This window comes from Enterobacter sp. DNB-S2 (assembly GCF_019443845.1).
Lineage (GTDB): Bacteria > Pseudomonadota > Gammaproteobacteria > Enterobacterales > Enterobacteriaceae > Enterobacter > Enterobacter asburiae_B.
On the sequence record NZ_CP050520.1, the window covers coordinates 4,638,406 to 4,663,079 of the forward strand.

Below are 24,674 nucleotides of genomic sequence, written 5' to 3' on the forward strand. Positions count from 1 at the left end.
AAAGCTTAAGCTCCCTGCATGGTTCGGATGCGTGATGCATCCTCTCCCGGCGTGACGCCGAAATAGCGCTTAAACTCCCGACTGAACTGCGACGCACTTTCGTAACCCACCCGCATCGCCGCCGCGCTGGCCTTCATGCCGTCGTGGATCATCAGCATCCGCGCCTTATGCAGCCGGTAGGTTTTAAGGTACTGCAGCGGCGAGGTGCTGGTTACCGACTTGAAGTTATGGTGAAACGCCGAGACGCTCATGTTCGCTTCCGCCGCCAGCTGGTCGACGCTGAGGTTTTCCGTGTACTGGCTTTCGATACGCTTGAGCACGCGGCTTATCAGGCTGAAGTGGGTCTGTCGGCTCACCAGAGCCAGTAACGCCCCGCCGCCCGGGCCCAGCAGCACGTGGTAGAGAATTTCGCGGACGATCTGTTTGCCCAGAATACGCGCGTCCAGCGGCCTTTCCATCACGTCCAGCAGACGTTCAATGGCGCAGAGGATCTCTTCCGACAGCGTCGCCGAGTTAATCCCGCTCGACGCCATAGACGGCTGGAAGAATTCGTCTTCGCCAATATCCATCAGCAGCTCCTGCAGCTGAAGAATATCGACGTTGACGCGAATACCGGCCAGCGGAACGGCCTCTGTCGCGAAGGTTTCACATTCGAAGGGTAAAGGTACCGTCAGGAGCAGATATTCATTGGTGTCGTAGCGGAACACGCGCTCGTTGATATAGCCAATTTTATGGCCCGAGAAGAGAAAAACGATGCCCGGCTGGTACATGACCGGCGTGCGCGTCCCGGGCTGCGTGCCGTAGAGCAGGCGAATGTCAGGAAGCAGGCCACTGACGCCATTTTCGTTATCTATCAGTCTTTTAATCTGCGCAGTGAGCTGATGGCAGATCGCTTCACGGTTCATATTACGTTACTCCGGGTACGGTTTCCGACGTTGACAGTGTGCGTCGTTTTCCGCGCTTTCTCCAGCGCTCTGTAGAAATGGGCAAGACATCGGCAGGAATGTGCATTGAGAGGATAGCCCCGGACGGCCACAATGTGCAGCATCAGGTCGCCCTCTGCGCCACCACGGTTTTTCACCCACTAAAGGGAACGAGCAATGAACAACTTTAATCTTCACACCCCAACCCGCATTCTGTTTGGTAAAGACGCTATCGCCGATCTGCGCGCCCAGATCCCTGCTGACGCCCGCGTACTGATCACCTACGGTGGCGGCAGCGTGAAAAAAACCGGCGTGCTGGATCGGGTTTACAGCGCCCTGGACGGTCTGGACGTGCGTGAGTTCGGCGGCATCGAGCCAAATCCGTCTTACGAAACGCTGATGAACGCGGTGAAAATCGCCCGCGAAGAGAAGATCACCTTCCTGCTGGCCGTCGGCGGCGGCTCCGTGCTGGACGGCACCAAATTCATCGCGGCGGCAGCGCACTACGCTGACGGCATCGATCCGTGGCACATTCTGGAAACCCGCGGCAGCGACATTAAAAGCGCCATCCCGATGGGCTCCGTGCTGACTCTGCCGGCCACCGGCTCTGAATCCAACAAGGGCGCGGTGATCTCCCGCAAAACGACCGGCGACAAACAGGCCTTTATGAACGAACACGTTCAGCCTGTGTTCGCGATCCTGGATCCGGTTTATACCTACACCCTGCCTGCGCGTCAGGTGGCGAACGGCGTGGTCGATGCCTTTGTTCATACCGTTGAGCAGTACGTAACGTATCCGGTAGATGCCAAAATTCAGGATCGCTTCGCGGAAGGCATTCTGCTGACGCTCGTCGAAGAAGGTCCCAAAGCGCTGAAAGAGCCGGAAAACTACGACGTGCGTGCCAACGTCATGTGGGCGGCAACGCAGGCGCTGAACGGCCTGATCGGGGCTGGCGTGCCGCAGGACTGGGCAACCCATATGCTGGGCCACGAGCTGACGGCGATGCACGGTCTGGACCACGCTCAGACGCTGGCCGTTGTGCTGCCTGCGCTGTGGAACGAAAAACGGGACACCAAGCGTGCCAAACTGCTGCAGTACGCAGAACGCGTGTGGAACATCACCGAGGGTTCTGACGATACGCGTATTGATGCCGCCATCGAAGCGACCCGCAGCTTCTTTGAAGGTCTGGGCGTGCCAACGCGTCTGTCCGGCTACGGCCTGGATGGCAGCTCCATCCCTGCCCTGCTGGCGAAACTCGAAGAGCACGGCATGACCCACCTGGGCGAGCACGGCGATATTACGCTCGACGTGAGCCGTCGCATCTACGAAGCGGCACGCTAAGCGTTTTTGCCCTCCCGACTTTCGTTTTTTGACATTTCGTCCAGACTTAATGCACAACCCATCGCCGGAGGAACCCTCCGGCGATGCGCACCTGAAGGAGGAAAAATGGCAAACCAAACCGTAATCAAGCTGCAGGACGGCAACGTGATGCCCCAGCTGGGGCTAGGTGTATGGAAAGCCGGTAACGACGAGGTCGTCTCCGCCATTCATAAAGCCCTGGAAGTCGGCTATCGGTCCATTGATACCGCCGCCGCATATAAAAACGAGGACGGCGTGGGTAAGGCACTGGCCAGCGCCGGCGTCCCCCGCGATGAGTTATTCATCACCACGAAACTGTGGAACGACGATCAAAAACGCCCCCGCGAAGCGCTGGAGGAGAGCCTGGAGAAACTCCAGCTCGATTTCGTCGATCTCTGGCTGATGCACTGGCCGGTTCCGGCTATCGATCACTACGTTGATGCCTGGAAAGGGATGATTGAACTGCAGAAAGAGGGGCTGGTGAAAAGCATCGGCGTCTGTAACTTCCAGGTTCATCACCTGCAGCGGCTGATTGACGAGACGGGCGTTGCGCCAGTGATTAACCAGATCGAGCTGCATCCGCTGATGCAGCAGCGCCAGCTACATGCCTGGAACGCTACGCATAAAATCCAGACCGAGTCCTGGAGCCCGCTGGCGCAGGGCGGCGAAGGGGTGTTTGATCAAAAGATTATCCGTGAGCTTGCGGATAAATATGGTAAAACCCCGGCGCAAATCGTCATTCGCTGGCATCTGGACAACGGCCTGGTGGTCATCCCGAAATCGGTCACGCCATCGCGCATCGCCGAGAACTTCGACGTCTGGGATTTCCGTCTGGACAAAGACGAGCTTGGTGAGATTGCGAAGCTGGATAAGGGTAAACGGCTTGGGCCGGACCCGGACCAGTTTGGCGGGTAATCGCGTAAAAAAGCCGGGTGGCGGCTTCGCCTTACCCGGCCTACGTGTCGACATAAAAACCCCGGCTCGCCGGTTTTTTTTTATTTACGCTTTGCGCTTCACGGGCTTCTTCACACTCGAATTACCGTTCGAACGCTGATGCACAATCGGCGTGTGCTTGGTCAGCGCCGGGCGCGTATTGCGGTTCTGGCGACGCGCTTCGCGCATCTCATCCAGCGTCGGGGCCGGTACCAGGCAGTCGCGGCGCGAGCCGATCAGGTGTTTTTTACCCATCTCTTCCAGCGCCTGACGGATCAGCGGCCAGTTTTTCGGATCGTGGTAGCGCAGCAGCGCTTTATGCAGACGGCGCTGCTTATCCCCTTTCGGCACCACCACCTCTTCACTCTTGTAGCCAATCTTACTCAGCGGGTTCTTGCCGGTGTAATACATGGTCGTCGAGTTAGCGAGCGGTGACGGATAGAAGTTCTGCACCTGATCCAGGCGGAAGCGACGCTGCTTCAGCCACAGCGCCAGGTTCACCATGTCCTCATCGCGCGTGCCCGGGTGGGCGGAGATGAAGTATGGGATCAGATACTGCTCTTTACCCGCCTGCTTTGAATAGGTATCGAACAGCTCTTTAAAGCGATCGTAGCTGCCCATGCCCGGCTTCATCATTTTCGACAGCGGGCCTTCCTCGGTGTGCTCCGGCGCAATCTTCAGATAGCCGCCGACGTGGTGCGTTGCCAGCTCTTTGATGTAGCGCGGATCTTCCACGGCGATGTCGTAACGTACCCCGGACGCGATCAGGATCTTCTTGATGCCCTTCAGGTCGCGCGCGCGGCGGTAGAGGTTGATCGTCGGCTCATGGTTGGTGTCCATATGCTCGCAAATGCTCGGATAGACGCAGGAGAGGCGACGGCAGGTTTGCTCCGCGCGCGGCGACTTGCAGCGCAGCATGTACATGTTCGCGGTTGGGCCGCCAAGGTCGGAAATCACGCCGGTAAAGCCCGGCACCGAGTCGCGAATCGCTTCGATCTCATTGATGATCGAATCTTCAGAGCGGCTCTGGATAATACGCCCTTCGTGTTCGGTAATGGAGCAGAAGGAGCACCCTATAATTCTGATCATTTAGAAATTTTTTTGCGTTTAAAATCAATGAATTGAAAGATTTCATTTTTCTAAGTCTGATAAAACAGATGAAAACCCAACTGACTATACTCATAAAACTCAATCTTTGCGCTGCTGTACGATACCAGTAATTACAGGCGCCGAGTTTAACATCATGAAAAGTAGCCCAATAATGAATGACGCAACGCCAGCTGCGGTGCCTAACTTCTGACTGAACACCATTGAAACAAAGTACATATTTGGGATAAAAACGGACATAGCAATCACGAAAAGTAACTTATTCAGATAATTATTTATTCGGGTCTTAACCTCAACTCTATCATAAAAAGCCATCGAAACGTAAGCAGTTATCAGTGAATAAAAAGACCATGTCATATAGTTAACCGATTCATTAAATGCCTCTCGCAAAAGCAAAGCACTTTCTGTCATTCCCTACCTCATTAAATCAATAGAAAATAAATCTGAATAATTTATTTTTAAAAGAAAAGAACACAACATAACTTCAGTAGTTATGATTAATCCCTGAATGATTATTTCTTAGCAAGATATAACATGCTTAATGTATATCAGGCAATAAAAAAACTCCCAAAGACCACCGCTGTGGTCTTCAGGTATAGGATTTAAAGAACGAACTCAGTCCGGAAACGTATCACTATCTTCTGTAACGTCCGCTTTCTCTGGTAACATTCTGTTTTTAATATACTGTGAATTCCTGCAGATGAGAGGAAAAATCTCCGAGTTATTCATTATACAACTCGTTGCCGTACGGGCGTCCTCCGGAGACCATGATGAAAATGAAAACGTCTGACGGTCAAGCCATTGAGACAATAATACATTATCAACAGAAGCGCTAAACAGCGCCGCAATAGCCCTGCGTTCAACGGCCTTCTCAGGTTCAATAAACGACAACTCATTATGAAAACGGGTAATAATCGCAATACGGCTGTCAATACGAATATGTCTTTCAAGTAAGACATCGTGCAACTCATCAAGTACAGTCTCTCTCTGGGTATCGTCGAGGCAAGACCACAGGAAATGAATGTTCTCGGCATTTGTGACAACGTCTGGCTCTGCATCACGGAACCATGATGCAAAGATACCCACACTACCTTCCATCCGGATATGCTGCCCCTGAAGTTGCATTTGTTCAAGGATAAAGCGCATGTTCACAGGAAGAACCGTAAAACACTCAATAAGCCTTTCAGAAGAACTAAATACTCCACATGCCAGGGCGTTCAGCTTTTTCTTCAAAATATCAAACTGCTCACCTGACTGATATACGTCATGGAGAAATACTGGACCCATAGCATTCACATCAGACTCAATTATTTTCTCTGACAGTGCTTTTTGACGCTCTCGCACAAATATTAAAAGAGAGGTTGCATTTGTAGCTTCTTTGATGACGTCATACTGACCTTTAACAAAGCTCAGGACAGGTATATTCACCAGAAGACCTAAATCAACAATCCTGCCAACAGCATTTTTGATGTACGGCAGAACATTTTTATCCTTAAGTGCTATAAAGATACTCTCGGCAGTACGTAGATAACGAAGATATGCAGCCAAAGCCAGGTCAAACCGTTCCTCACCAATATGTTCACTGTACGACTCGATACCGGCATAGTTACCATGGAGCACCATGTGAGCAACAGCCTGTGCAGCAAATTCCGCAGGGAAGAGATTCCTCGTCGCCGTATTATTAAGATAATATTGATTTAAAACATTATTATTCCAGTCCGGGCTCAGAACAATTTTTCTGAAATGGATAACGTCCTCAACAACCTGACGATTTTTAAGCGTCATTATTGCAGAGCTAACCTGAGCCCCACCTGTACCATCATTCTTTCCAATTACGTTCTGTACCGCCTTCGATGCAATATTGATATGCCGGATAATTCCCGGATTAAAAAGGTCTATCTGAGGTTGCTCAGCTCCATAGCGTAACATCTCCTCCCGACCGTGATTTCCGATATCTAGTGTGCCAATTTTCAGGTTTGACAAGGTCTCTTCATTATTGACAAGGTATTCCACATAAAATACGCCATCTACAAAATTCTCCATTTTATTCAGTAGTGATTCACCGGCCAGAACAGAGTATGAATCAGCTTCCTGCAGCAACGTCTGCGTGGATTCAGCCTCCAATTTTTCTGAATCCTGAATTTCATCAAGTTTACTCACAATAAACGATATTTGCCTTTCGACGAAAGGCTCTAGGCTTATCCGCCCGTCAGCCATCAGTTTCTGCAGACTCAATACGAAACCTTCATCATTCTTTTCTCTGAGTGAAACAGCATAACTCTGATTCAGCATTTGCACTGCGACTTTGAGTTGCGGTTCGGCGAGAGCCTGACACTTCTCATCCATCCGGCTATAAGAAACCAGCCAGTCTCGCATCTGAATATGTGGTGCCACTCGCTGCCATGCTTCAGCGAAACCCCACAAGGCCGTCAGTTCTTCAAGCCGTGGGATATTTATAGCACCAATCGCGTCTTTAAGAGGCGTATCAAGCAACTCGCTCCTGGCAAGCTCCACCGTGGACTGATAGTGGATGCTCATCAGAAATTCGCTCCATCTTTCTGTATCGTTATTAAAAATTCGGGATATTTGTTGATAAGTTAGCGAGAGCATCTCGTCAAAATCATCCGGAGCAATACCGGGTTCGGTCTGACTAGCTTTGGGATCGCGAAGTAATACTTTAATATCTCGCTCCCCGTATCTGACCACCAGTAAGTAGAGAGCAATAAGAATATGGCGATGATCTTCTGTTGCAGGAACGGTAAGGTTCAGAATATGAATATCATTAACAAACTTCTTCATTAATCGCGGTGTGATACGAGGATACTCAGAGGGTTTCCAGCGCTCAAGCAACACCGTTGCTTCCCGGCACGCTATCCCTGCATCCTCATTTACTGTTTCTTTCCAGTACTGCCTTAACGCTTCCTGCCATCCTGCCGAAATAAGAGGAGGAACCTGAAAACTTACAGGAATCCGCTTTGCAATAAACTCACGCCCGCTGAAACCCGCCACAGAAAGTGAGGCTGAAACCTGTCTTGCCGAATAGGGCACCACTATCCTGAAGTGTTCATGAGTGGCTCCGGCAATAAGCTCCATATCACTCCAGAGCTCTTTCACTTTGTCTGCACTGATTCGGTCCAGATTATCAATGATAAGGATGAAGCGATCTCCATGGGAAATGACCTCTTTGGAGGTAAATCCCTGCAGAGCTTCAGCCAGCTCAATAGCTCCGACCTCCTTATTAACTAGCCAAGTCTCTTCAATCCTGTCAGTACTGTTGCGTTTGAACAAATCACCAATACTCGAATACCCTTTCTTTCTGTACCATTCCATGTTCTGCAGGCATGCCAGTCCTGCGACCATAATGGCAGGAGAAAGAAACGCGGCCACCTCAACATAAAAAAGCCACCCTAATAATGACTCCTTGTTAGTAAAATATTGATTAAGGTCTGTTAGCACATAACGAAGCATCTGCACGGAAAGCAATGACAGTAAAATAAAAACGACGGTCAACCAGCTTAGCCTGCTGCTGACCCTCTTGTCGTATTCAACGATGTTACCCAGAGCCAGATTTTTATACTTATCCAACACATCCCGGGAGCCCGGACATTGTAGGCTGACCCCGTGGTGGATGACATCGATAAGCGCTTTTTTAGTTGAGCCATGATGGTAACGTTCTGCATCAAAGTTAATGAACGTAAAATCATCTTTAAGCTTTTTCTGCAGGAACTTCAATATTGTTGACTTACCTGAACCCAGCTCACCTTCCAGACCAATAATATTGACATCAGGTGTCCTGATGATCTGAGCCACATTCTCTGCAACTTTTTCATGACTGCTGCCTCTAAACATATCCTGGTCAGCGGGTGATTCCGTCTGCAATCGTAGAGTCATTCAGCAATTTCCTTCGTTATAACGTAAGATTCTTTCACTATTAGACACAGTACAGAGCCCACAGCAACCAAATGACTGCAGCCGGGGCAGTTTAGTTTTAAGCATGCATAAGCCGATTTCGATGGAATCCCTTTCACACAATAATATTGAATTGAAGCAATGAAAACATTAATGTGTTTGTTGTGACTAGCTGCAGGGGCCTGGAAGAAATTCCAAAGCCTGACAAACCGGAACAGGGCTTGCTCTGCTCCGGTTTTATCCAGTTCATCTTGAAGCCCTTGTTTTTGTTACATATCCCTGCTCACTCTTTCAGCCATTGTTAAGCTTCTTGTGTGTAATCTGCGAATAATACGGATGCAAAATTGATGCAATGGATTATACATACCTACAGCGCACGTTACGCTGAGCTGAATCGAATTTCAGAGAACGTTCTTCGCTATTACCCTGCCCAGCCAGTTGAACACATTTTATCATCCGGCCCCGAGAGTGACATGTTCTCTGCCTGGTACAGCCTTCATCAGAGTCAAACTAGACGTTATTTACAGGCAAAAGAAGACAGCTACAGAGTTTAAGTCTGACATTATTCGTGGCTGTGTCTGCCTTCGGAGTTTTCAGCTTATCCCGATAACAGCGGTTTTGAAAAATTGACGTTTTTTACACCGGTACATTGCCCGAACGCAATCTCCCCCGTAGCGAAATACCGCCCCGCAGAAAATCGTCCATGCTCGGCATGCCCCTGGAACATCAGCATCTTTTCAATAAAGGTTTTACAGCCTATAGTCTGTATAACACAAAATACACCTTACCTGCTGTATTACAGGGCGGTACTCCCTACTCAGTCTGCGAGGCAGGTCACTTATGAATAATCAGTTCCCGATAAAAACGCTGAACCAGCTCAGACCTGTGCTAATCGGGTTTCGCAAAATCAAGGGCTTCACGCAAAAAGATGTGTCTGAGAGGCTTGCCGTAACGCAGCAAACCTATGCCCGCCTGGAAGCAAACCCTGCTAGCGCCAGTATTGATCGTCTGTACAAGGTATTCAGTATTCTGGGCGTAGAAATAACGCTGTCATCTATTTCCCCTTCACCCTTCATTTCCCACACAGAGATGAGGGGGGCATTTGACAGCACTCCCGCCAGACGGGAGAAATGGTGACTATTAGAAGTTTGCTAGTTTTGTCGAATGACGCCAACTACATGTCCGCATCCATCGAGTAGTGGCTTCAAGCCACGATTGTCACTGCCTCCGCTGCCTTTTTCCAGTAACTCTCTCCTTTTAATTCTAATATTTAGGGGTGTCAACGCAAAGCAGAAACGGCACCTTCTTTGCGAGACAGAAATGACCTGTGATTGCCTGGCCGATTTATGGCAGCTAAGTGCGAGAAGCGGATATAGCGAATTCGCCATTGTACGGGATTAGCAGGTTTACTGAAGCAACCTGCGATGGCGTTATGGCAATAGTCAGTCCCCTGTCCAGTCGGCATAGGTGGCCACCTCGTCACCGCCGGGGATAAACTGATTGAAGCCTCCGCGCAAAATCACTTATTCTTTTCCGTTAATAAAATGCAGGAGCAAAGTCATGACTGGCGAAATTCGTGGGCGAGGCAGGCCACGAAAAACAGAGAGTACCTATACAGATACCCGTAATGACCTGATCCGAAGCGGGCTTGAACTGCTCACGCAGAATGGTTTTCTTTCAACGGGAGTCGATGCCATTGTCAAAAATGCCAGTGTTCCTAAAGGCTCATTTTATTACTATTTCAAGAGCAAAGAAGAGTATGCCCAGACTGTTCTGAGCGCCTATGACAGTTTCTTTGTGCATAAACTCCAAAAACATCTGTATGAATCATCCTTCACACCAATGATGCGTCTGGAAAATTTCATCGACGATGCCTGCGACGGCATTAAAAAGTACAATTTCACCCGGGGCTGTCTGGTTGGCAATATGATGCAGGAGAGTCCGGGTCTTCCACTGTCCTTTATCAAACAGCTCCACGAAATACTTGAGCGCTGGCAGGCGCTTGTGGCGTGCTGTCTGTCCGACGCGTTATCTTCGGGCGAAATCCGTTCCGATATGAATAATACGCAACTGGCGGCCATTTTCTGGAGCAGTTGGGAGGGTGCCGTAATGCGTGCCAAACTTTATTGCTCAACCCAGCCTGTGTACGACTTCTGGAGCTATTTCAAAAAGTCAGTACGCTATCAGCCCTCTAAGGACACGGCTGTTGAAAAGTAAAAAAGGGGCCGCAGCCCCTGATAATAATTATCAAACCCAGGCTGAGCCTGGCTTCCACTTCATTAGCTACACTGAATTACTGCCCGGCCACGAATTCCGCCACTCAGAAGTTTTTCGGCCACATTGATGGCATCACTCAGCGGATAAACGGTGGTCAGGCTATCCAGTCTGGACTCCGGTAAATACTGTACCGCCTGCTGCCAGATCGCCGCTCTTTTTTCCTTCGCGAACATGACACTGTCAATCCCTTTCAGCGTGACGCCACGCAGGATAAACGGAGCCACATTCCCCATTAGTTCCATCCCCTGTGCCATGCCGCAGGCTGCAACAATACTGCCATAACGCACCCCGGCGCATACATTGCAGAGCGTATGGCTACCGACTGTATCAATGGCGGCAGCCCAGCGTTCTTTCTGTAACGGTTTTCCGGGACAGGAGAGCTCGGAACGGTTAATAATCTCGTCCACACCGACCGTTTTATAGAGCCAGGCAGCCTCTTCCGGGCGTCCAGTAGACGCCGTAACGCGGTACCCCATTGATGCAAGGATCATGGCCGCAATGCTCCCGACGCCGCCGCTGGCACCGGTAACAAGTACCGGACCATCTTCAGGCTTAATACCATGATTCAGAAGTGCGTCTACGCACAGCATCGCGGTAAACCCAGCTGTTCCGATTGCCATTACGTGTTTGCCGTTAGCGCCAGCCGGGAGCGGCGTCAGCCAGTCTCCATTTACCCGTGCTTTTTCGGATAGTCCGCCCCAGTGTTTTTCCCCAACACCCCAGCCGGTCAGGAGAACCTTATCTCCGGCCTGATATTCGGGATGTGAACTGGCGGACACTGTACCGGTAAAATCAATGCCGGGCACCATGGGAAAGCGTCGGACGATTGGGCCCCGGCCCGTAATGGCCAGTGCGTCTTTGTAGTTGATGGATGAATAGTCAACATTGACCTCCACATCCCCCTGCGGTAGTTCACTTTCAGCGATTTCAGCAAGTTGCGCACTATAGCGTCCATCTGTTTTGTTGATTAATAAAGATTTAAACACGTTCACCTCGTTTGTCCGGGCGTTTACCGTTCAGTCATTAAGTCGTCAATAAATAATATTGACCGATCGTCTAATAATCAACACTACGATCCCAGTGCTTTGCCAGCATTCAAGAAACATTATTCATTTCATGCACTTAAAGCTGTCTTTTTTGACCGACATCAAACTGTATTCTGGTTTATCTGGTGCAGAGGGAAAATCAGCATCCCTGAAGATACATAGCTAATGCTTCAGAACACGGCTGATGATGCGATAAAACAACCAGGCTTTAATGAGTTAGTCTGAGCGGACCTTCGGCTCAGTAAATAGGTCCGCTCCGTGCCAAGAGCAGACGCTGGTAATTCGGGTAATGGTGCCAACTTACTGATTTAGTGTATGATGGTGTTTTTGAGGTGCTCCAGTGGCTTCTGTTTCTATCAGCTGTCCCTCCTGTTCAGCTACTGAAGGCGTGGTGCGTAACGGTAAAAGTACTGCCGGACATCAGCGCTATCTCTGCTCTCACTGCCGTAAAACATGGCAGCTACAGTTCACTTACACCGTCTCTCAGCCCGGTACACACCAGAAAATTATTGATATGGCCATGAATGGCGTCGGATGTCGCGCCAGTGCACGCATTATGGGCGTTGGCCTCAACACGATTTTACGACACTTAAAAAACTCAGGCCGCAGTCGGTAAACTCACGCATACAACCGGGCAGTGACGTCATTGTTTGCGCGGAAATGGACGAACAGTGGGGTTACGTCGGCGCTAAATCACGCCAGCGCTGGTTGTTTTACGCGTATGACAGGATACGGAGGACGGTTGTGGCGCACGTATTCGGTGAACGCACGTTGGTCACGCTGGAGCGTCTTCTGGGCCTGCTGTCGGCCTTTGAGGTCGTGGTATGGATGACGGATGGCTGGCCGCTTTATGAATCACGCCTGAAGGGAGAACTGCACGTTATCAGCAAGCGATATACGCAGCGCATTGAGCGGCATAACCTGAATCTGAGGCAGCATCTGGCAAGGCTGGGCAGGAAGTCACTGTCGTTCTCAAAATCGGTGGAGCTGCATGACAAAGTCATCGGGCATTATCTGAACATAAAACACTATCAGTAAGTTGGAGTCATTACCGGTGCTCTGATATATTTATTATACTATAGTGGGGTATGTGTTGATCTTAATGTAATACTCCCCTATAGTATAAGAAATACAGAGCAGTGAGGTAAGCAATGCCCAGTACTCCTGAAGAGAAAAAAAAGGTCCTAACCCGGGTTCGCCGTATCCGGGGTCAGATTGATGCTCTGGAAAGAGCACTTGAAAGTGGCGCTGAATGCCGTTCCGTTCTCCAGCAAATCGCCGCCGTCCGGGGCGCCGCTAACGGACTGATGGCAGAGGTGCTGGAGAGCCACATACGGGAAACCTTTGACCAGAATGACAGCTACAGTCATGAAGTCAGTAAATCAGTTGACGATACGATTGAGCTGGTTCGTGCCTATCTTAAATAGGTGAGGCCATTATTACATTGAGGATATATTACGTATGAAATCACGTGCCGCTGTTGCATTTGCACCAGGGAAGCCCCTGGAGATTGTTGAAATTGATGTTGCTCCGCCTAAAAAAGGCGAGGTGCTGATTAAAAACACCCACACAGGTGTCTGCCATACCGATGCCTTTACCCTCTCAGGGAATGACCCTGAGGGCGTTTTCCCGGTGGTTCTCGGCCACGAGGGAGCCGGTATCGTCGTTGAAGTTGGTGAAGGCGTCACCAGTGTGAAGCCGGGTGACCATGTTATTCCGCTCTACACCGCTGAATGCGGGGAGTGTGAATTCTGCCAGTCCGGTAAAACGAACCTCTGTGTATCGGTTCGCGAGACTCAGGGCAAAGGACTGATGCCTGACGGGACCACTCGCTTTTCATACAACGGTCAGCCTCTTTACCACTACATGGGATGTTCCACATTCAGTGAATACACCGTTGTGGCCGAGGTTTCTCTGGCAAAAATTAACCCGGAGGCGAACCATGAACACGTCTGCCTGTTGGGTTGTGGCGTGACTACCGGTATTGGCGCCGTCCATAACACGGCTAAAGTGCAGCCGGGCGATTCAGTTGCCATTTTTGGTCTGGGGGCAATTGGTCTGGCTGCGGTACAGGGGGCCCGTCAGGCAAAAGCGGGACGTATTATCGCTATCGATACTAATCCGACAAAATTTGACCTGGCCCGTCAGTTCGGGGCCACTGACTGCATTAACCCGAATGATTATGACAAACCGATTAAAGATGTTCTGCTGGATATCAACAAGTGGGGTATTGACCATACCTTTGAATGTATCGGTAACGTTAACGTCATGCGTGCAGCGCTGGAAAGTGCTCACCGTGGGTGGGGGCAGTCCGTTGTCATTGGTGTCGCAGGGGCCGGACAGGAGATTTCCACCCGTCCTTTCCAGCTGGTCACCGGGCGCGTATGGAAAGGTTCCGCGTTTGGCGGAGTAAAAGGCCGCACTCAGCTCCCCGGTATGGTCGAGGATGCCATGAAGGGGGATATTGACCTTGAGCCATTTGTAACCCATACGATGACACTGGATGAAATCAATGACGCCTTCGAGCTTATGCATGAAGGCAAATCTATCCGGACAGTGATTCATTACTGATCCCATCAGAATTTTAATCAACTCAAACTGAAGGAAGTGGAAAATGACAACTCCGGTAATTTCTGGTGACGGCATCTTTTCTCATGTGTTCATTGGCGCAGCCGATGTCGAGAAATCCTCCGCATTTTACGATGTCGTCCTGGGCACGCTTGGTATCAATAACCTCGGCCCGTTTGGCAACGGCTGGGTACTCTATGGCCGCGAAAAGCCGGCATTTATCATTGCCCGTCCGGGCAACGGTGAAGCACCTTCCGCTAACGGGGTGACTGTCGGCTTCGCTGCTGCCACCCCGGAAGAGGTTGATGCTTTCCATGCTGCCGGCCTTGCCGCCGGTGGAGCTGATGAAGGTCAACCTGGCCCGCGTGGTCACCTTCCCGGGGCCTATGCTGCCTACCTGCGGGATCCGGCGGGTAACAAAATCACGGCGTATACGTTTATCTGACGTCCGGATTTAAAGATACTTCCCCTGGCTTCGGTCAGGGGAAATAACCATGAGATAACGGCTGATGGAACTCATTGAGCAGCATGCCAGCTCTGGCGGCTGGCAAAACGTGTACCGGCATTATTCACAATCCCTTAATTGTGAAATGAATTTCGGTGTGTATCTTCCTCCCAAAGCAGTAACAGAAAAACTGCCGGTACTATACTGGTTGTCGGGCCTGACCTGTACTGAGCAGAATTTCATCACCAAATCAGGTATGCAGCATTATGCAGCCCGGCATAACGTCATCGTTGTTGTCCCGGATACCAGTCCCCGGGGTAATAATGTCCCGGATGCCGACAGTTACGATCTTGGCCAGGGGGCCGGTTTTTATCTGAACGCGACGGAACAGCCGTGGAATGTTCATTACAGGATGTATGACTATATTCTCAGAGAGCTTCCGGATGTCGTCATGAATCATTTTCCTGCAACGGCAAGAAAATCTATATCCGGTCATTCTATGGGAGGGCTGGGTGCTCTGGTGCTGGCTCTGCGAAATCCTGGTGAATATGTGAGCGTATCAGCATTTTCCCCGATAGTATCGCCTTCTCAGGTGCCATGGGGGCAACAGGCATTTAGCGCTTACCTGGGTGAAAACAGAAAAACGTGGGAAGCCTACGATCCAGTCAGCCTCATTTTACAGGGTGAAAAATTACCAGAAATCTTCATTGATCAGGGGCTGAGTGACGCCTTTTATGAAGAGCAACTGCGCACCAAAATCCTTGAGAGAGTATGCAATGAGATGAACCTCAATGCGTCGTTCCGATATCATACTGGATACGACCACAGCTATTATTTCATTTCCAGCTTTATTGGTGAGCACATTGCTTACCATGCCAACAGGCTCAGGCTGTCAGCATGAGTTGATTTCCAGCCTCAGAAAATGTGCTTAATTTTCAGGCCTGAACAGGGCCTGAACCCTGCAGACCTGAGATGTACTGTAACTGAATCGCCACGGATAATCTAGACACTTCCGAGCCGTTGATGGACTGACCCCGCCCCGGTAGACGATCCTGCCCTATAGTTTGGACTGACCCCACGCCTGTAGACAAATCCTGTCCTCACGACGAGGCCTGTTCGAAGGCCTCCGGACTGACGTCGCCGAGGTGGCTGTGGCGCCGGGACCGGTTATAGAAGACTTCAATGTAATCGAAGATCCGCCCGGGCCAGATCCCTGGTTTTATATATGCGTTTTCTGATCCGTTCTTTTTTCAGCGAACTGAAGAACGATTCGGCCACCGCATTATCCCAGCAGTTGCCACGCCGGCTCATGCTCGGCGCCAGGTTATTGGCCCGGTAGAAGCGCTGCCAGTCGTCACTGCCGTACTGGCTGCCCTGATCGCTATGTACGATAACCTCGCTGTCTGGTTTTCGGCGCCAGACCGCCATCATCAGCGCGTCGAGCGCCAGTTCGCGTGAGAGAGTGGGTTTCATCGACCAGCCGACCACATTACGGGCGAAGAGATCGATAACCACCGCCAGATACAGCCAGCCCTGCCAGGTGCGGATATAAGTAATATCGGTGACCCAGACCTGGGTGGCCCGGACAACGGTGAACTGCCGCTGCACGAGATTAGGAGCAACGACTGAAGGCCTGCCAGCGATACGACGTGGCGCTTTATAGCCGCGCACAGCTTTAATCCGGTCCAGTTGCATGATCCGACCCACCCGGTTTCTACCACAGGTTTCCCCGATTTCGTTCAGATCGCCATGAACCCGCCGGTAACCGTATACGCCTCCGCTCAGGGAATATGAGTCGCGGATAAGCATCAGCAGGCGCTGGTTATCTTTATCACGCGCCGAGACAGGGTTATGCAGCCACGCATAGAACCCGGCCCGGGCGACATTCAGTACCCGACACATCGTCATCACACCCCATACAGTTCGGTGCTCATTGATAAAGCGGTACTTCAGTCGGGCTCCTTTGCAAAGTACCGCGCGGCCTTTTTCAGGATATCCCGTTCTTCTTCGGTGCGTTTTAGCTGCGCCCGGAGTTTCAGGATCTCGCTTTTAGCTTCCAGTAAATCCCGGGCATGCTGCTCGCTGTTATCAGGTTTGATAGCCCGTAGCCACTTGTAGAGGCGGTGTGCAGAGACGCCCAGACGCTCAGATACTTAGGCGACGGAATAACCGCGTTCCGTTATCTGACGGACGGCTTCTTCCTTAAATTCAGGTGTAAATCGTGGTGTGCCCATACGCTCCTCCTATACTCAAACTATAGGGCAGGATCGTCTACCGGGGCGGGGTCAGTCCAGGGAGCCGTTAACGACCTGATGGCGGTTGTTCTGGAAAGCTATCTTCGGGAGGAATTCCCCGATACGGGCAAACGAAATGAGTCGCAGAAGAGGTCAATCGACGACACCATTTCGATAGTCCGCTCCTATCTCCGTTAACTCTGCCAGGCAGATGTCTGATGGGGTCTAAAACTGTAATGAAAGGAAATGACATATGAAATCACGTGCATTATTCATCTGTATTTTTTAATTGGTACCCGAAACCGCCTGAGTGTCGCCATCAGCTGGGTCTGGAACCACAGCGTCGCGTACCGGGGAGCCCGCATTATCACGGGAGCCAAATCTCCGGTCCCGGGTACGCCGCCAGCCAGTTCTCATACAGAAGGCGGATCCGCAGGGTACCGCTGAAACTTCAGCGGTGTCCCACATGGTACCACCGGGCCCAGCTTCAGCAATCTGTTTCCAGTCACACAAACGCTTTTTTCGACGGGCTTTCTGATCGAGCGGTCCGGCACACCAGATACCGTCACAAGAGGTGGCCTTATTAAGAGCGGACACACCTAGCACAGGAAATTCTATGGCAAAGAAACTTTTCGGTTATCATCCCATCCTGACTGACGACAACAATTCAGTTGTGATTCGCGGTGCTCGCGAGAACAACCTTAAAGAGGTGGATGTTTCCATTCCGCGCAACGCATTGGTTGTTTTTTCGGGTGTGTCAGGCTCGGGTAAGTCTTCACTGGCCTTTGGCACCATTTATGCTGAGGCGCAACGGCGCTACTTTGAATCGGTTGCCCCCTACGCTCGTCGCCTCATTGATCAGGTCGGGGTTCCGGATGTGGATGCCATTGACGGACTGCCGCCAGCCGTTGCGCTTCAGCAACAACGCGGTGCCAGTAACGCGCGCTCCTCTGTCGGCAGCGTGACCACCTTATCCAGTCTGGTGCGAATGATGTACTCACGGGCGGGCGCTTATCCTGCCGGACAACCGATGCTGTATGCCGAGGATTTTTCTCCCAACACGCCGCAGGGGGCATGCCCTTCTTGCCATGGTCTGGGCCATATCTATGAGGTAACTGAAACACTGATGGTGCCCGATCCCTCACTTAGTATCCGTGAAAAGGCTATTGCTTCCTGGCCCCCGGCCTGGCACGGACAGAATCTGCGGGATATTCTGGTGACGCTGGGGTATGACATCGACACTCCCTGGAAAAATCTGCCAGCGGAAGACCGTCAGTGGATCCTTTTTACCGAAGACACCCCCACTGTACCGGTTTTCCCGGGACTGAGTCCGGAAGATACGCGCGAAGCCGTCAGGAAAAAAATGACGCCGGGTTATATGGGGACCTTCACCGGGGCACGTCGTTATGTGCTACATACCTTCGCCAGCACGCAAAGCGCGTTGATGAGAAAACGAGTCTCCCGTTTTATGGAAGGCAAGCTGTGTCCGGTCTGTCACGGGAAAAGACTGAAGTCAGAATCATTGTCCGTCACCTTTGCCGGTGTGGACATTGGTGAATTTATGCAGATGCCCTTAGACCAGCTGGCGGAATTGCTCCTTCCAATCTCCCGGGGGGATTTCAGTGCCCACCACGCCGGCGCAGATGCCGACAGGGATATCACCCGTCGGGATCTGACAGAGCGTGCTGCATCCGGAAAAGCGGTCCATTCCGATAACGCCGATGTCTGCCGGACATCGGCGTTATCGGAAGAGAAACGACTGGCGGCACAACGGCTGACCGGTGGTGTCATGGCCCGGTTGTATCAGTTGCAGAAGCTGGGGCTGGGTTATCTTACGCTGGACAGAGCAACCCCAACTCTATCTGCAGGAGAGCTTCAGCGACTGCGTCTTGCCACGCAACTCAGTTCGATGCTGTTTGGTGTGGTCTATGTTCTTGATGAACCGTCTGCGGGTCTGCACCCCTCAGACAGTAAAGCGCTTTACGATGCGCTTGAGAACCTTCGTGATGCCGGCAACTCGGTGTTTGTCGTTGAACATGATCTTAACCTGATGCGACGGGCGCAATGGCTTGTTGATGTGGGACCGTCGGCTGGTGAACAGGGAGGACATGTTCTCTACAGTGGTATTCCTGAAGATCTGAAAGCCGTCACCCAATCTCGTACCGCGCGTTATTTATTTGATGAAGTCCGGCCACCACAATCTTTTGCCCGTATCCCATCCGGGTGGCTGAAACTGCAGGGGATCCATCGCCACAATCTTAAGTGGATCGATGTTGATATTCCTCTGGGTGTGCTGACAGCCGTGACGGGAGTCTCTGGCTCCGGTAAATCCAGTCTGATTGCCCAGGCCTTACCGGAACTGGTGCTTTCTTCACTTGGCGGTGAGCCAGAAGACGTGCTTTCCGAAGCCAGCGACGCTGAGGGGCCATCCGTAACGGAGAAAACGTACGGTACCCTGACCGGTGATACCGGACTGGTAAAGCGTCTGGTTCAGGTTGACCAGAAACCGATAGGCAGGACCCCCCGTTCAAACCTGGCGACATATACCGGGTTGTTTGATCCTGTTCGTAAGCTCTTTGCCGGAACGACTGACGCCAAACTCCATCATTACGATGCGGGTCAATTCTCTTTCAATGTGGCAAAAGGCCGCTGTGCAACCTGTGAAGGTGAAGGATTCGTCAGCGTGGAGCTGTTGTTTATGCCGAGCGTGTATGCACCGTGCCCGACCTGCCATGGCGCGCGGTATAACCGGGATACTCTCAGGATCTGCTGGCAGGACAAAAATATCGCGGAGGTCCTGCATATGACGGTGGATGAAGCCAGTCAGTTCTTTGCGACTGAAGAACCAGTGGCTCGTCCCCTCCGTCTGCTGAGTGAAATTGGTCTGGGCTACCTGCGTCTGGGACAACCAGCAACCGAGTTATCCGGAGGGGAGGCGCAAAGGATCAAGCTGGCAACCGAACTACAACGTAGCCAACGTGGCCACACGTTGTATATCCTAGATGAACCGACAACCGGCCTGCATGCTTCAGACGCCGACCGCCTCCTTGTGCAGCTGCAGCGGCTTGTTGATGCAGAAAATACGGTGATAATGATTGAACACGATATGCGGGCGGTTACTCAGGCAGACCAGGTTATCGACATCGGTCCTGGAGCGGGACATGAGGGAGGACGCCTGGTTGCCGCAGGAACTCCCGAACAGGTATCGCAGGTCAAAGAAAGCCGTACCGCACAGTATATTGCCAGGGAACTCTCACGGAACGGTTAAAAAGGGCTGTGTCGTCATTGCGTCAATGGCGGCACATTCCCGGCGTGTTCTGTATCAGTAATCTCCCGCAGGTATAATTTCAGCGCATCCCACTGGTTCAGCGCGTACGCGAACGCCTTCGACAGCTCCGAGTGCCGTGACAGCGTTTTCTGCTTTTCACGCAGCCAGCCCTCCAGCGCGGTCAGCAGCGGTACCGCTTTTTCCTGCCGAATGGCCAGCCGTTCCGCCGCGCTTTTGCCCCGGATGCCCGCCTCGATGCCATACAGCTCGCCGATACGGCACAGCGCTTCGGTCGTGGTGTCAGAGGGCGTCCGCACGTGCACGTCCGCCTGCAACACCCCGCTGAACCCCGCAAGATGCGACTGCGGATGTGTAACGCTGGCGTGATAGAAATTTTAAGTCAGTCATCAGGTGTCCACCTAATTAGGGGTCAGTTTGGATATCGAAAATTATTGTACGTCAAGGTTATTTTTTGACCTCTCTACTTTAGCGGGCCTCAGCCGACGAAACTTATCGGAAGCCGGTACCGGCCAGTCTGACTGAAGATGGAAGCAAAATTAATGCTGTGGGCTACCATACCTTCTTTAACAGGTGATTTGTGAACTGCAACTTCTCGGAACGGGAGTTTGCGCAAGGACCGGAAGTCCGCTTTTCGCTCATAGCGGACCGTTCCTGCGCACATGTCTGCTATGTGGTAGAGGCAGACAATACTTACAGCACAGGGCGTTAATAAATACGGAACAGATCAACCGCAGATGCCTCCTCCTGAATGTATTAATTTTGCTATCTCGTCGGCAAAATCAGGGAACAAGTCTGGATATGGAAGCGCCTGGCAGCTGAAAGTATGAATAATAACGCCCTGACAGGATATTTTATTGCACCCTGTCAAAAGTCATACATTCTTTCCCGGTTTTTGCTTTCTCATACCGGATAACTCTATTTAAGGCTTAAGGATAACCTTCGTCCATCCTTCATCCCGCTCATCGAAGTGCTTATATCCGGCAGGAGCCTCTTCAAGCGAAAGACGATGAGAAATTATTTTGCCCGGACTGGCTTTATCGTGATGGATGAGGCGAGACAGCTGACGGTTATAGGCCTTAACGTTCGCCTGGCCGGTACGGATTGCCTGTCCTTTAAACCAGAAACTCCCAAAATCAAATGGCATCTTACCCTCTCTGGCAAGCTCCGATTCAGCCCCCGGATCCTGAGGAATAAAGACGCCAACCACACCAATTCCCCCGGTTGCTTTCGTCGACGCAACAAGACTGTTCATGGTAACAGAGTTATCTTCATGGCCATGTTTGTTACAGCACTGATAGCCAACACATTCGCAGCCACAATCCGTACCGCGTCCATCCGTCAGGTCGAGAATTTTTTGTACAGCTTCATCGCCAGTAGCATTGATGCCCGTCGCCCCCATTTTTTCAGCCAGAGCCAACCGGTCTGTGTGCGTATCAACCACAAACACCTGTGAAGCACCTTTAATGATCGCCGAATGAGCTGCCATCAAACCGACCGGCCCCGCGCCATAAATGGCCACGCTTTCACCAGGCTTCAATCCGGCAAGTTCTGTTGCATGCCAGCCGGTAGGAAAAATGTCAGAGAGCATCACATAATCATCTTCTTTTTCTGCCGCATCAGGGGGAAGAACAAGGCAGTTAAAGTCGGCAAATGGCACCCGAAGCAGTTCCGCCTGACCTCCCTCCCAGGGACCCATTTCAGCAAAACCATAAGCTGCGCCTGCCGTACCCGGATTGGTAGTGAGACAAAAGCCGGTCAGACCTTTTTCACAGTTTTCGCAAAAACCACATCCCACGTTAAACGGCAGACAAACATAGTCGCCCACCTTAATACGTTCAACGCCTGAGCCAATTTCGACCACTTCACCCAGGTTTTCGTGACCCAGAATCCGTCCCTGTTCAAAGCTGGTCCGGCCCTCATACATGTGCAAGTCCGACCCACAAATGTTGGTGGTGGTGATGCGGACGAGTACATCCGTGGGGCGGACAATTTTCGCATCCGGTACGTCTTTTACTTTTACATCATAAGGACCGTTGTAAATTACTGCTTTCATGATCTTCTCCTTCTTGCGTGCGGAAAGGAAATGCTGCCCCGCGGATTGGGGTATCAATCGAGTTTAGCTGCCATAACAGATCTCGCGATCGGCGAAAGGACGATTAGGATGTTTCTTAACTAAGTGCATTGAAGTCTGTAAGACAGGTACTTACCGATGAAGGCTGCCTGGAAAACGTAAAAACATCACACGTTAATCCGGTTTTTTTAAGCAGGCAAGGGATTACGGACAGCTTTGAGCGAGAAGCGGATAAAGTAAATCTATCTCATTTCTGCATTGTGCCAGAAGTAGACATAGGTGAATTAGGTAACCCTAGAGATGCACTTTGAATCAATGATATGAAATGCTGAAAAGGTAATTAACTAATTCAAAATTTGAATAATCAGTTATCTCTTCCATGCTTAATACGTAACCTTAGCTAAGGAGAAATTATGTTAGACGAATACAAAAAATGCATCGAAGCCTGTTATCTATGTGCAACGGCATGTGATAACTGTGCGGCTTCGTGTCTCGACGAAGAGAATCTGGAGATGATGCGCGAGTGCATAAAACTGGATATGCAGTGTGCAAATATCTGCCGTCTTGCAGCTCAATTCATGACACTAAATAGCGGGTCTGCCCAGGATCTTTGCCGTCTTTGCGCTGATGTTTGTCAGAAGTGCGGTGACGAGTGTGGAAAGCATGAACATGACCATTGTCAGGATTGCTCAAGCGCTTGTCATCACTGCGCCGAACAATGCAGAAAGATGGCCGCCTGAGAAAAACTCAAATTACCAAACCCGCTTCGGCGGGGTTTTATATTCCCGGTAATAAGTCGTAGAAGGATGAGATAGATGAGTTTAAGAGTACGGGCGGGAAATAGATCTACTCGAAAGTACTAGCCTCAATGACAAATTCTGGCACAGATTATTTGATTGGCTCAATGTCCGTTTTCGCTGACAGCGGACTGCACCCCGCCGGGGTGACCGCTTCGTGCCAGAATTGGACGTTTCCAAAATCTGCATGCACTAATCGGTGGAGAGCAGATCTCACTGCATAGCCATGCAGACGCGCAGAAATCATCAGGGGCGTTTGAAAGGTGCCGGAAACAGGCGGGAGGCCGCAGAAACGTGCTGAGGGCGCCTGCGGCGGTGCGCCCAAGGGTTGTTATGTTTAATATGGCAGAACTTTCCTGTCGCTATCATTTTGACGCCCGCTATTCGCTCATAGATATGCCTGTCGCGTTTGCGGCTTTACTTGTTATACCCAACCTGCCTGATTTTTATCGCCAGCATCCCGGAATTGAAATTATCCTGAGCAGCTCAGACCGCCGACGGAATATGCTGCATGATGGCCTGGACTGCATACTGAGGGTGGGGGAGCTGGACGATGGCGACTATATCGCAAAGGAGGTGGGAACCGTTAAAATGACGACCTGCGCCAGTCCTGCGTATCTTGATCAACACGGCACCCCGGAAACAATGGACGAGTTGCAGCAGCATCAGGCCGTCAACTGGATTAACAGCAGCAACAGACAAGTTATGCCCTGGACATTCGGGACGTCAGAGGGCTCCACCGAAATTGAACTTCCAGGCAGGCTTGTCGTGGATAACTCAGAAGCCTACATTGCAGCAGGCCTGGCGGGGCTGGGAATACTACAGGGCATGAATATTTTTTTGCAGCCTTATCTCGATCGCGGGCTGTTGGTAGAGGTTCTGCCAGATAATACGTCCCCGAATCGCAAACTGTAACTTCTGTATCCGCACCGCCATCTCTCCCGAAAAGTACGGGCGTTTACCGACTGGCTGGAAAGTTTATTGTAAACGCCTGGGGGCCTGCAGCCTGCTGGTACGTGCGCTGCCTTTTATCGGCCCGCCAGCTTCTGTATGGCTTCACGGACAGGAGCATCGCCAGACGTCAGCTCAATGATGACGCGGCTGACGGCAGGTTGCTCAATGAGTTCAGCCAGCGTAGCCGCCACGTCATCACGGGGCACGTTACCATACGGGATGGCCAGGCCGGCACGTACATAACCCGTACCAGTCTTATCCTGCAGCGCGCCGGGGCGCAGGATCACCCAGTCAAGCTCGCTTTGTGCTAGTTCCACATCGGCCATTTTTTTAACACGCATATAATTTTCGAATGATTCAGAAGTGGTTTCTCCCCGTGCGGACTCCGGGAATGCAGAAACGAGCAGAAAGCGAGACACACCGGCACTGAGGGCGGCAGCTACCGACTTTTTCAGCCCTTCGCCGTCGACCGCATTGGTCATCTCCTGTCCCCCCTTACCGCCGGCACCGGCAGTAAACACCACTGTATCACTACCTGCAAAGTGCATCGCCAGCGCAGCTGCATCCAGCTCTGTCAGGCTCCCACTGACGGGCTCAGCACCCAGCTCGCCTAGCAATGCCTGCTGCTCTGGCTTACGGTAGAGGGCACGAACAGCATGCCCCCTACCTGAAAGGATCCTGCACAGACGCTGGCCGATTTTGCCTGCACCACCGATAATGAAAACATGAACCACAGTTGTCTCCTTCTGGGGTTATGATGTG

17 protein-coding genes and 4 pseudogenes are annotated in these 24,674 nt (G+C 51.3%); 12 read left to right on the forward strand and 9 right to left on the reverse strand.

Annotated features, from left to right (window positions below):
* Positions 1-5: 5 nt before the first annotated feature.
* Positions 6-905 carry an AraC family transcriptional regulator gene (locus tag HB664_RS22335; protein WP_048979108.1) on the reverse strand — a complete coding sequence of 300 codons (900 nt, stop codon included), beginning with the start codon at positions 903-905 and terminating at the stop codon, positions 6-8.
* Between the two features lie 195 nt (positions 906-1,100).
* On the opposite strand from HB664_RS22335, the gene yqhD reads away from it, so the two are divergent.
* Together yqhD and dkgA are read left to right on the forward strand one after the other, a co-directional pair.
* Positions 1,101-2,264, forward strand: coding sequence for an alcohol dehydrogenase (yqhD, locus tag HB664_RS22340; RefSeq protein WP_047060383.1), 1,164 nt, complete (start codon positions 1,101-1,103; stop codon positions 2,262-2,264).
* A gap of 105 nt (positions 2,265-2,369) precedes the next feature.
* Positions 2,370-3,197: a 2,5-didehydrogluconate reductase DkgA gene (gene dkgA, locus HB664_RS22345; protein ID WP_033146647.1), complete on the forward strand. Its 828-nt coding sequence runs from the start codon at positions 2,370-2,372 to the stop codon at positions 3,195-3,197.
* Between the two features lie 84 nt (positions 3,198-3,281).
* On the opposite strand, the pseudogene HB664_RS22350 reads toward dkgA, so the two are convergent.
* The 3 genes and pseudogenes from HB664_RS22350 to HB664_RS22360 all read right to left on the reverse strand — a co-directional run.
* A pseudogene (locus HB664_RS22350) lies at positions 3,282-4,289 on the reverse strand (DUF3362 domain-containing protein); the annotation flags it as partial.
* Positions 4,290-4,403: 114 nt separating this feature from the next.
* Positions 4,404-4,733: a hypothetical protein gene (locus HB664_RS22355; RefSeq protein ID WP_000140246.1), complete on the reverse strand. Its 330-nt coding sequence runs from the start codon at positions 4,731-4,733 to the stop codon at positions 4,404-4,406.
* A 204-nt stretch (positions 4,734-4,937) separates the two neighbouring features.
* The gene (locus HB664_RS22360) at positions 4,938-8,213 is read right to left on the reverse strand and encodes a P-loop NTPase fold protein (protein WP_023314849.1); all 3,276 of its coding nucleotides are present in this window, start codon (positions 8,211-8,213) and stop codon (positions 4,938-4,940) included.
* Positions 8,214-9,071: 858 nt separating this feature from the next.
* Between HB664_RS22360 and HB664_RS22365 the strand changes: the two genes are divergently transcribed.
* Positions 9,072-9,368: a helix-turn-helix transcriptional regulator gene (locus tag HB664_RS22365; protein WP_023314851.1), complete on the forward strand. Its 297-nt coding sequence runs from the start codon at positions 9,072-9,074 to the stop codon at positions 9,366-9,368.
* A gap of 423 nt (positions 9,369-9,791) precedes the next feature.
* On the forward strand, positions 9,792-10,448 hold the full coding sequence (locus HB664_RS22370) for a TetR/AcrR family transcriptional regulator (RefSeq protein ID WP_023280966.1): 657 nt from the start codon (positions 9,792-9,794) through the stop codon (positions 10,446-10,448).
* Between the two features lie 62 nt (positions 10,449-10,510).
* Here HB664_RS22370 and HB664_RS22375 read toward each other — a convergent pair whose 3' ends face one another.
* Positions 10,511-11,494 carry an MDR family oxidoreductase gene (locus HB664_RS22375; RefSeq protein ID WP_023280857.1) on the reverse strand — a complete coding sequence of 328 codons (984 nt, stop codon included), beginning with the start codon at positions 11,492-11,494 and terminating at the stop codon, positions 10,511-10,513.
* 400 nt (positions 11,495-11,894) lie between these two features.
* On the opposite strand from HB664_RS22375, the gene HB664_RS22380 reads away from it, so the two are divergent.
* The 5 genes from HB664_RS22380 to fghA all read left to right on the forward strand — a co-directional run bounded on the left by HB664_RS22380 (position 11,895) and on the right by fghA (position 15,468).
* Positions 11,895-12,592, forward strand: a protein-coding gene (locus HB664_RS22380) for an IS1 family transposase (RefSeq protein WP_223195083.1) whose coding sequence is annotated in 2 segments (ribosomal slippage) — positions 11,895-12,144 and positions 12,144-12,592 — 699 coding nt in all. Because the reading frame shifts where the segments join, the coding sequence is not laid out codon by codon here.
* 113 nt (positions 12,593-12,705) lie between these two features.
* Positions 12,706-12,981 carry a formaldehyde-responsive transcriptional repressor FrmR gene (gene frmR / locus HB664_RS22385; protein WP_017384071.1) on the forward strand — a complete coding sequence of 92 codons (276 nt, stop codon included), beginning with the start codon at positions 12,706-12,708 and terminating at the stop codon, positions 12,979-12,981.
* A 34-nt stretch (positions 12,982-13,015) separates the two neighbouring features.
* On the forward strand, positions 13,016-14,125 hold the full coding sequence (gene frmA / locus HB664_RS22390) for an S-(hydroxymethyl)glutathione dehydrogenase (protein ID WP_017384070.1): 1,110 nt from the start codon (positions 13,016-13,018) through the stop codon (positions 14,123-14,125).
* 43 nt (positions 14,126-14,168) lie between these two features.
* Entirely contained in the window at positions 14,169-14,567 is a 399-nt protein-coding gene (locus HB664_RS22395) for a VOC family protein (RefSeq protein ID WP_012561111.1), read from the forward strand.
* Positions 14,568-14,631: 64 nt separating this feature from the next.
* Entirely contained in the window at positions 14,632-15,468 is an 837-nt protein-coding gene (gene fghA, locus HB664_RS22400; protein WP_012561110.1) for an S-formylglutathione hydrolase, read from the forward strand.
* Between the two features lie 199 nt (positions 15,469-15,667).
* Here the strand turns inward: fghA and HB664_RS22405 are convergent.
* Positions 15,668-16,801 (reverse strand): annotated as a pseudogene (locus HB664_RS22405) (IS3 family transposase).
* Positions 16,802-17,417: 616 nt separating this feature from the next.
* Between HB664_RS22405 and HB664_RS22410 the strand changes: the two are divergent.
* Complete coding sequence (locus tag HB664_RS22410; protein WP_012561117.1) at positions 17,418-20,069, forward strand: excinuclease ABC subunit UvrA; 2,652 nt, start codon at positions 17,418-17,420, stop codon at positions 20,067-20,069.
* 71 nt (positions 20,070-20,140) lie between these two features.
* Here HB664_RS22410 and HB664_RS22415 read toward each other — a convergent pair.
* Positions 20,141-20,440, reverse strand: a pseudogene (locus HB664_RS22415) (transposase); the annotation flags it as partial.
* A gap of 569 nt (positions 20,441-21,009) precedes the next feature.
* The gene (locus HB664_RS22420; RefSeq protein WP_022651297.1) at positions 21,010-22,143 is read right to left on the reverse strand and encodes a glutathione-independent formaldehyde dehydrogenase; all 1,134 of its coding nucleotides are present in this window, start codon (positions 22,141-22,143) and stop codon (positions 21,010-21,012) included.
* A gap of 431 nt (positions 22,144-22,574) precedes the next feature.
* On the opposite strand from HB664_RS22420, the gene HB664_RS22425 reads away from it, so the two are divergent.
* On the forward strand, positions 22,575-22,901 hold the full coding sequence (locus HB664_RS22425; protein ID WP_022649401.1) for a four-helix bundle copper-binding protein: 327 nt from the start codon (positions 22,575-22,577) through the stop codon (positions 22,899-22,901).
* A gap of 447 nt (positions 22,902-23,348) precedes the next feature.
* A pseudogene (locus HB664_RS22430) lies at positions 23,349-23,945 on the forward strand (LysR substrate-binding domain-containing protein); the annotation flags it as partial.
* 41 nt (positions 23,946-23,986) lie between these two features.
* Here the strand turns inward: HB664_RS22430 and HB664_RS22435 are convergent.
* Positions 23,987-24,646 carry an SDR family oxidoreductase gene (locus HB664_RS22435; RefSeq protein WP_007897903.1) on the reverse strand — a complete coding sequence of 220 codons (660 nt, stop codon included), beginning with the start codon at positions 24,644-24,646 and terminating at the stop codon, positions 23,987-23,989.
* Between the last annotated feature and the right edge of the window lie 28 nt (positions 24,647-24,674).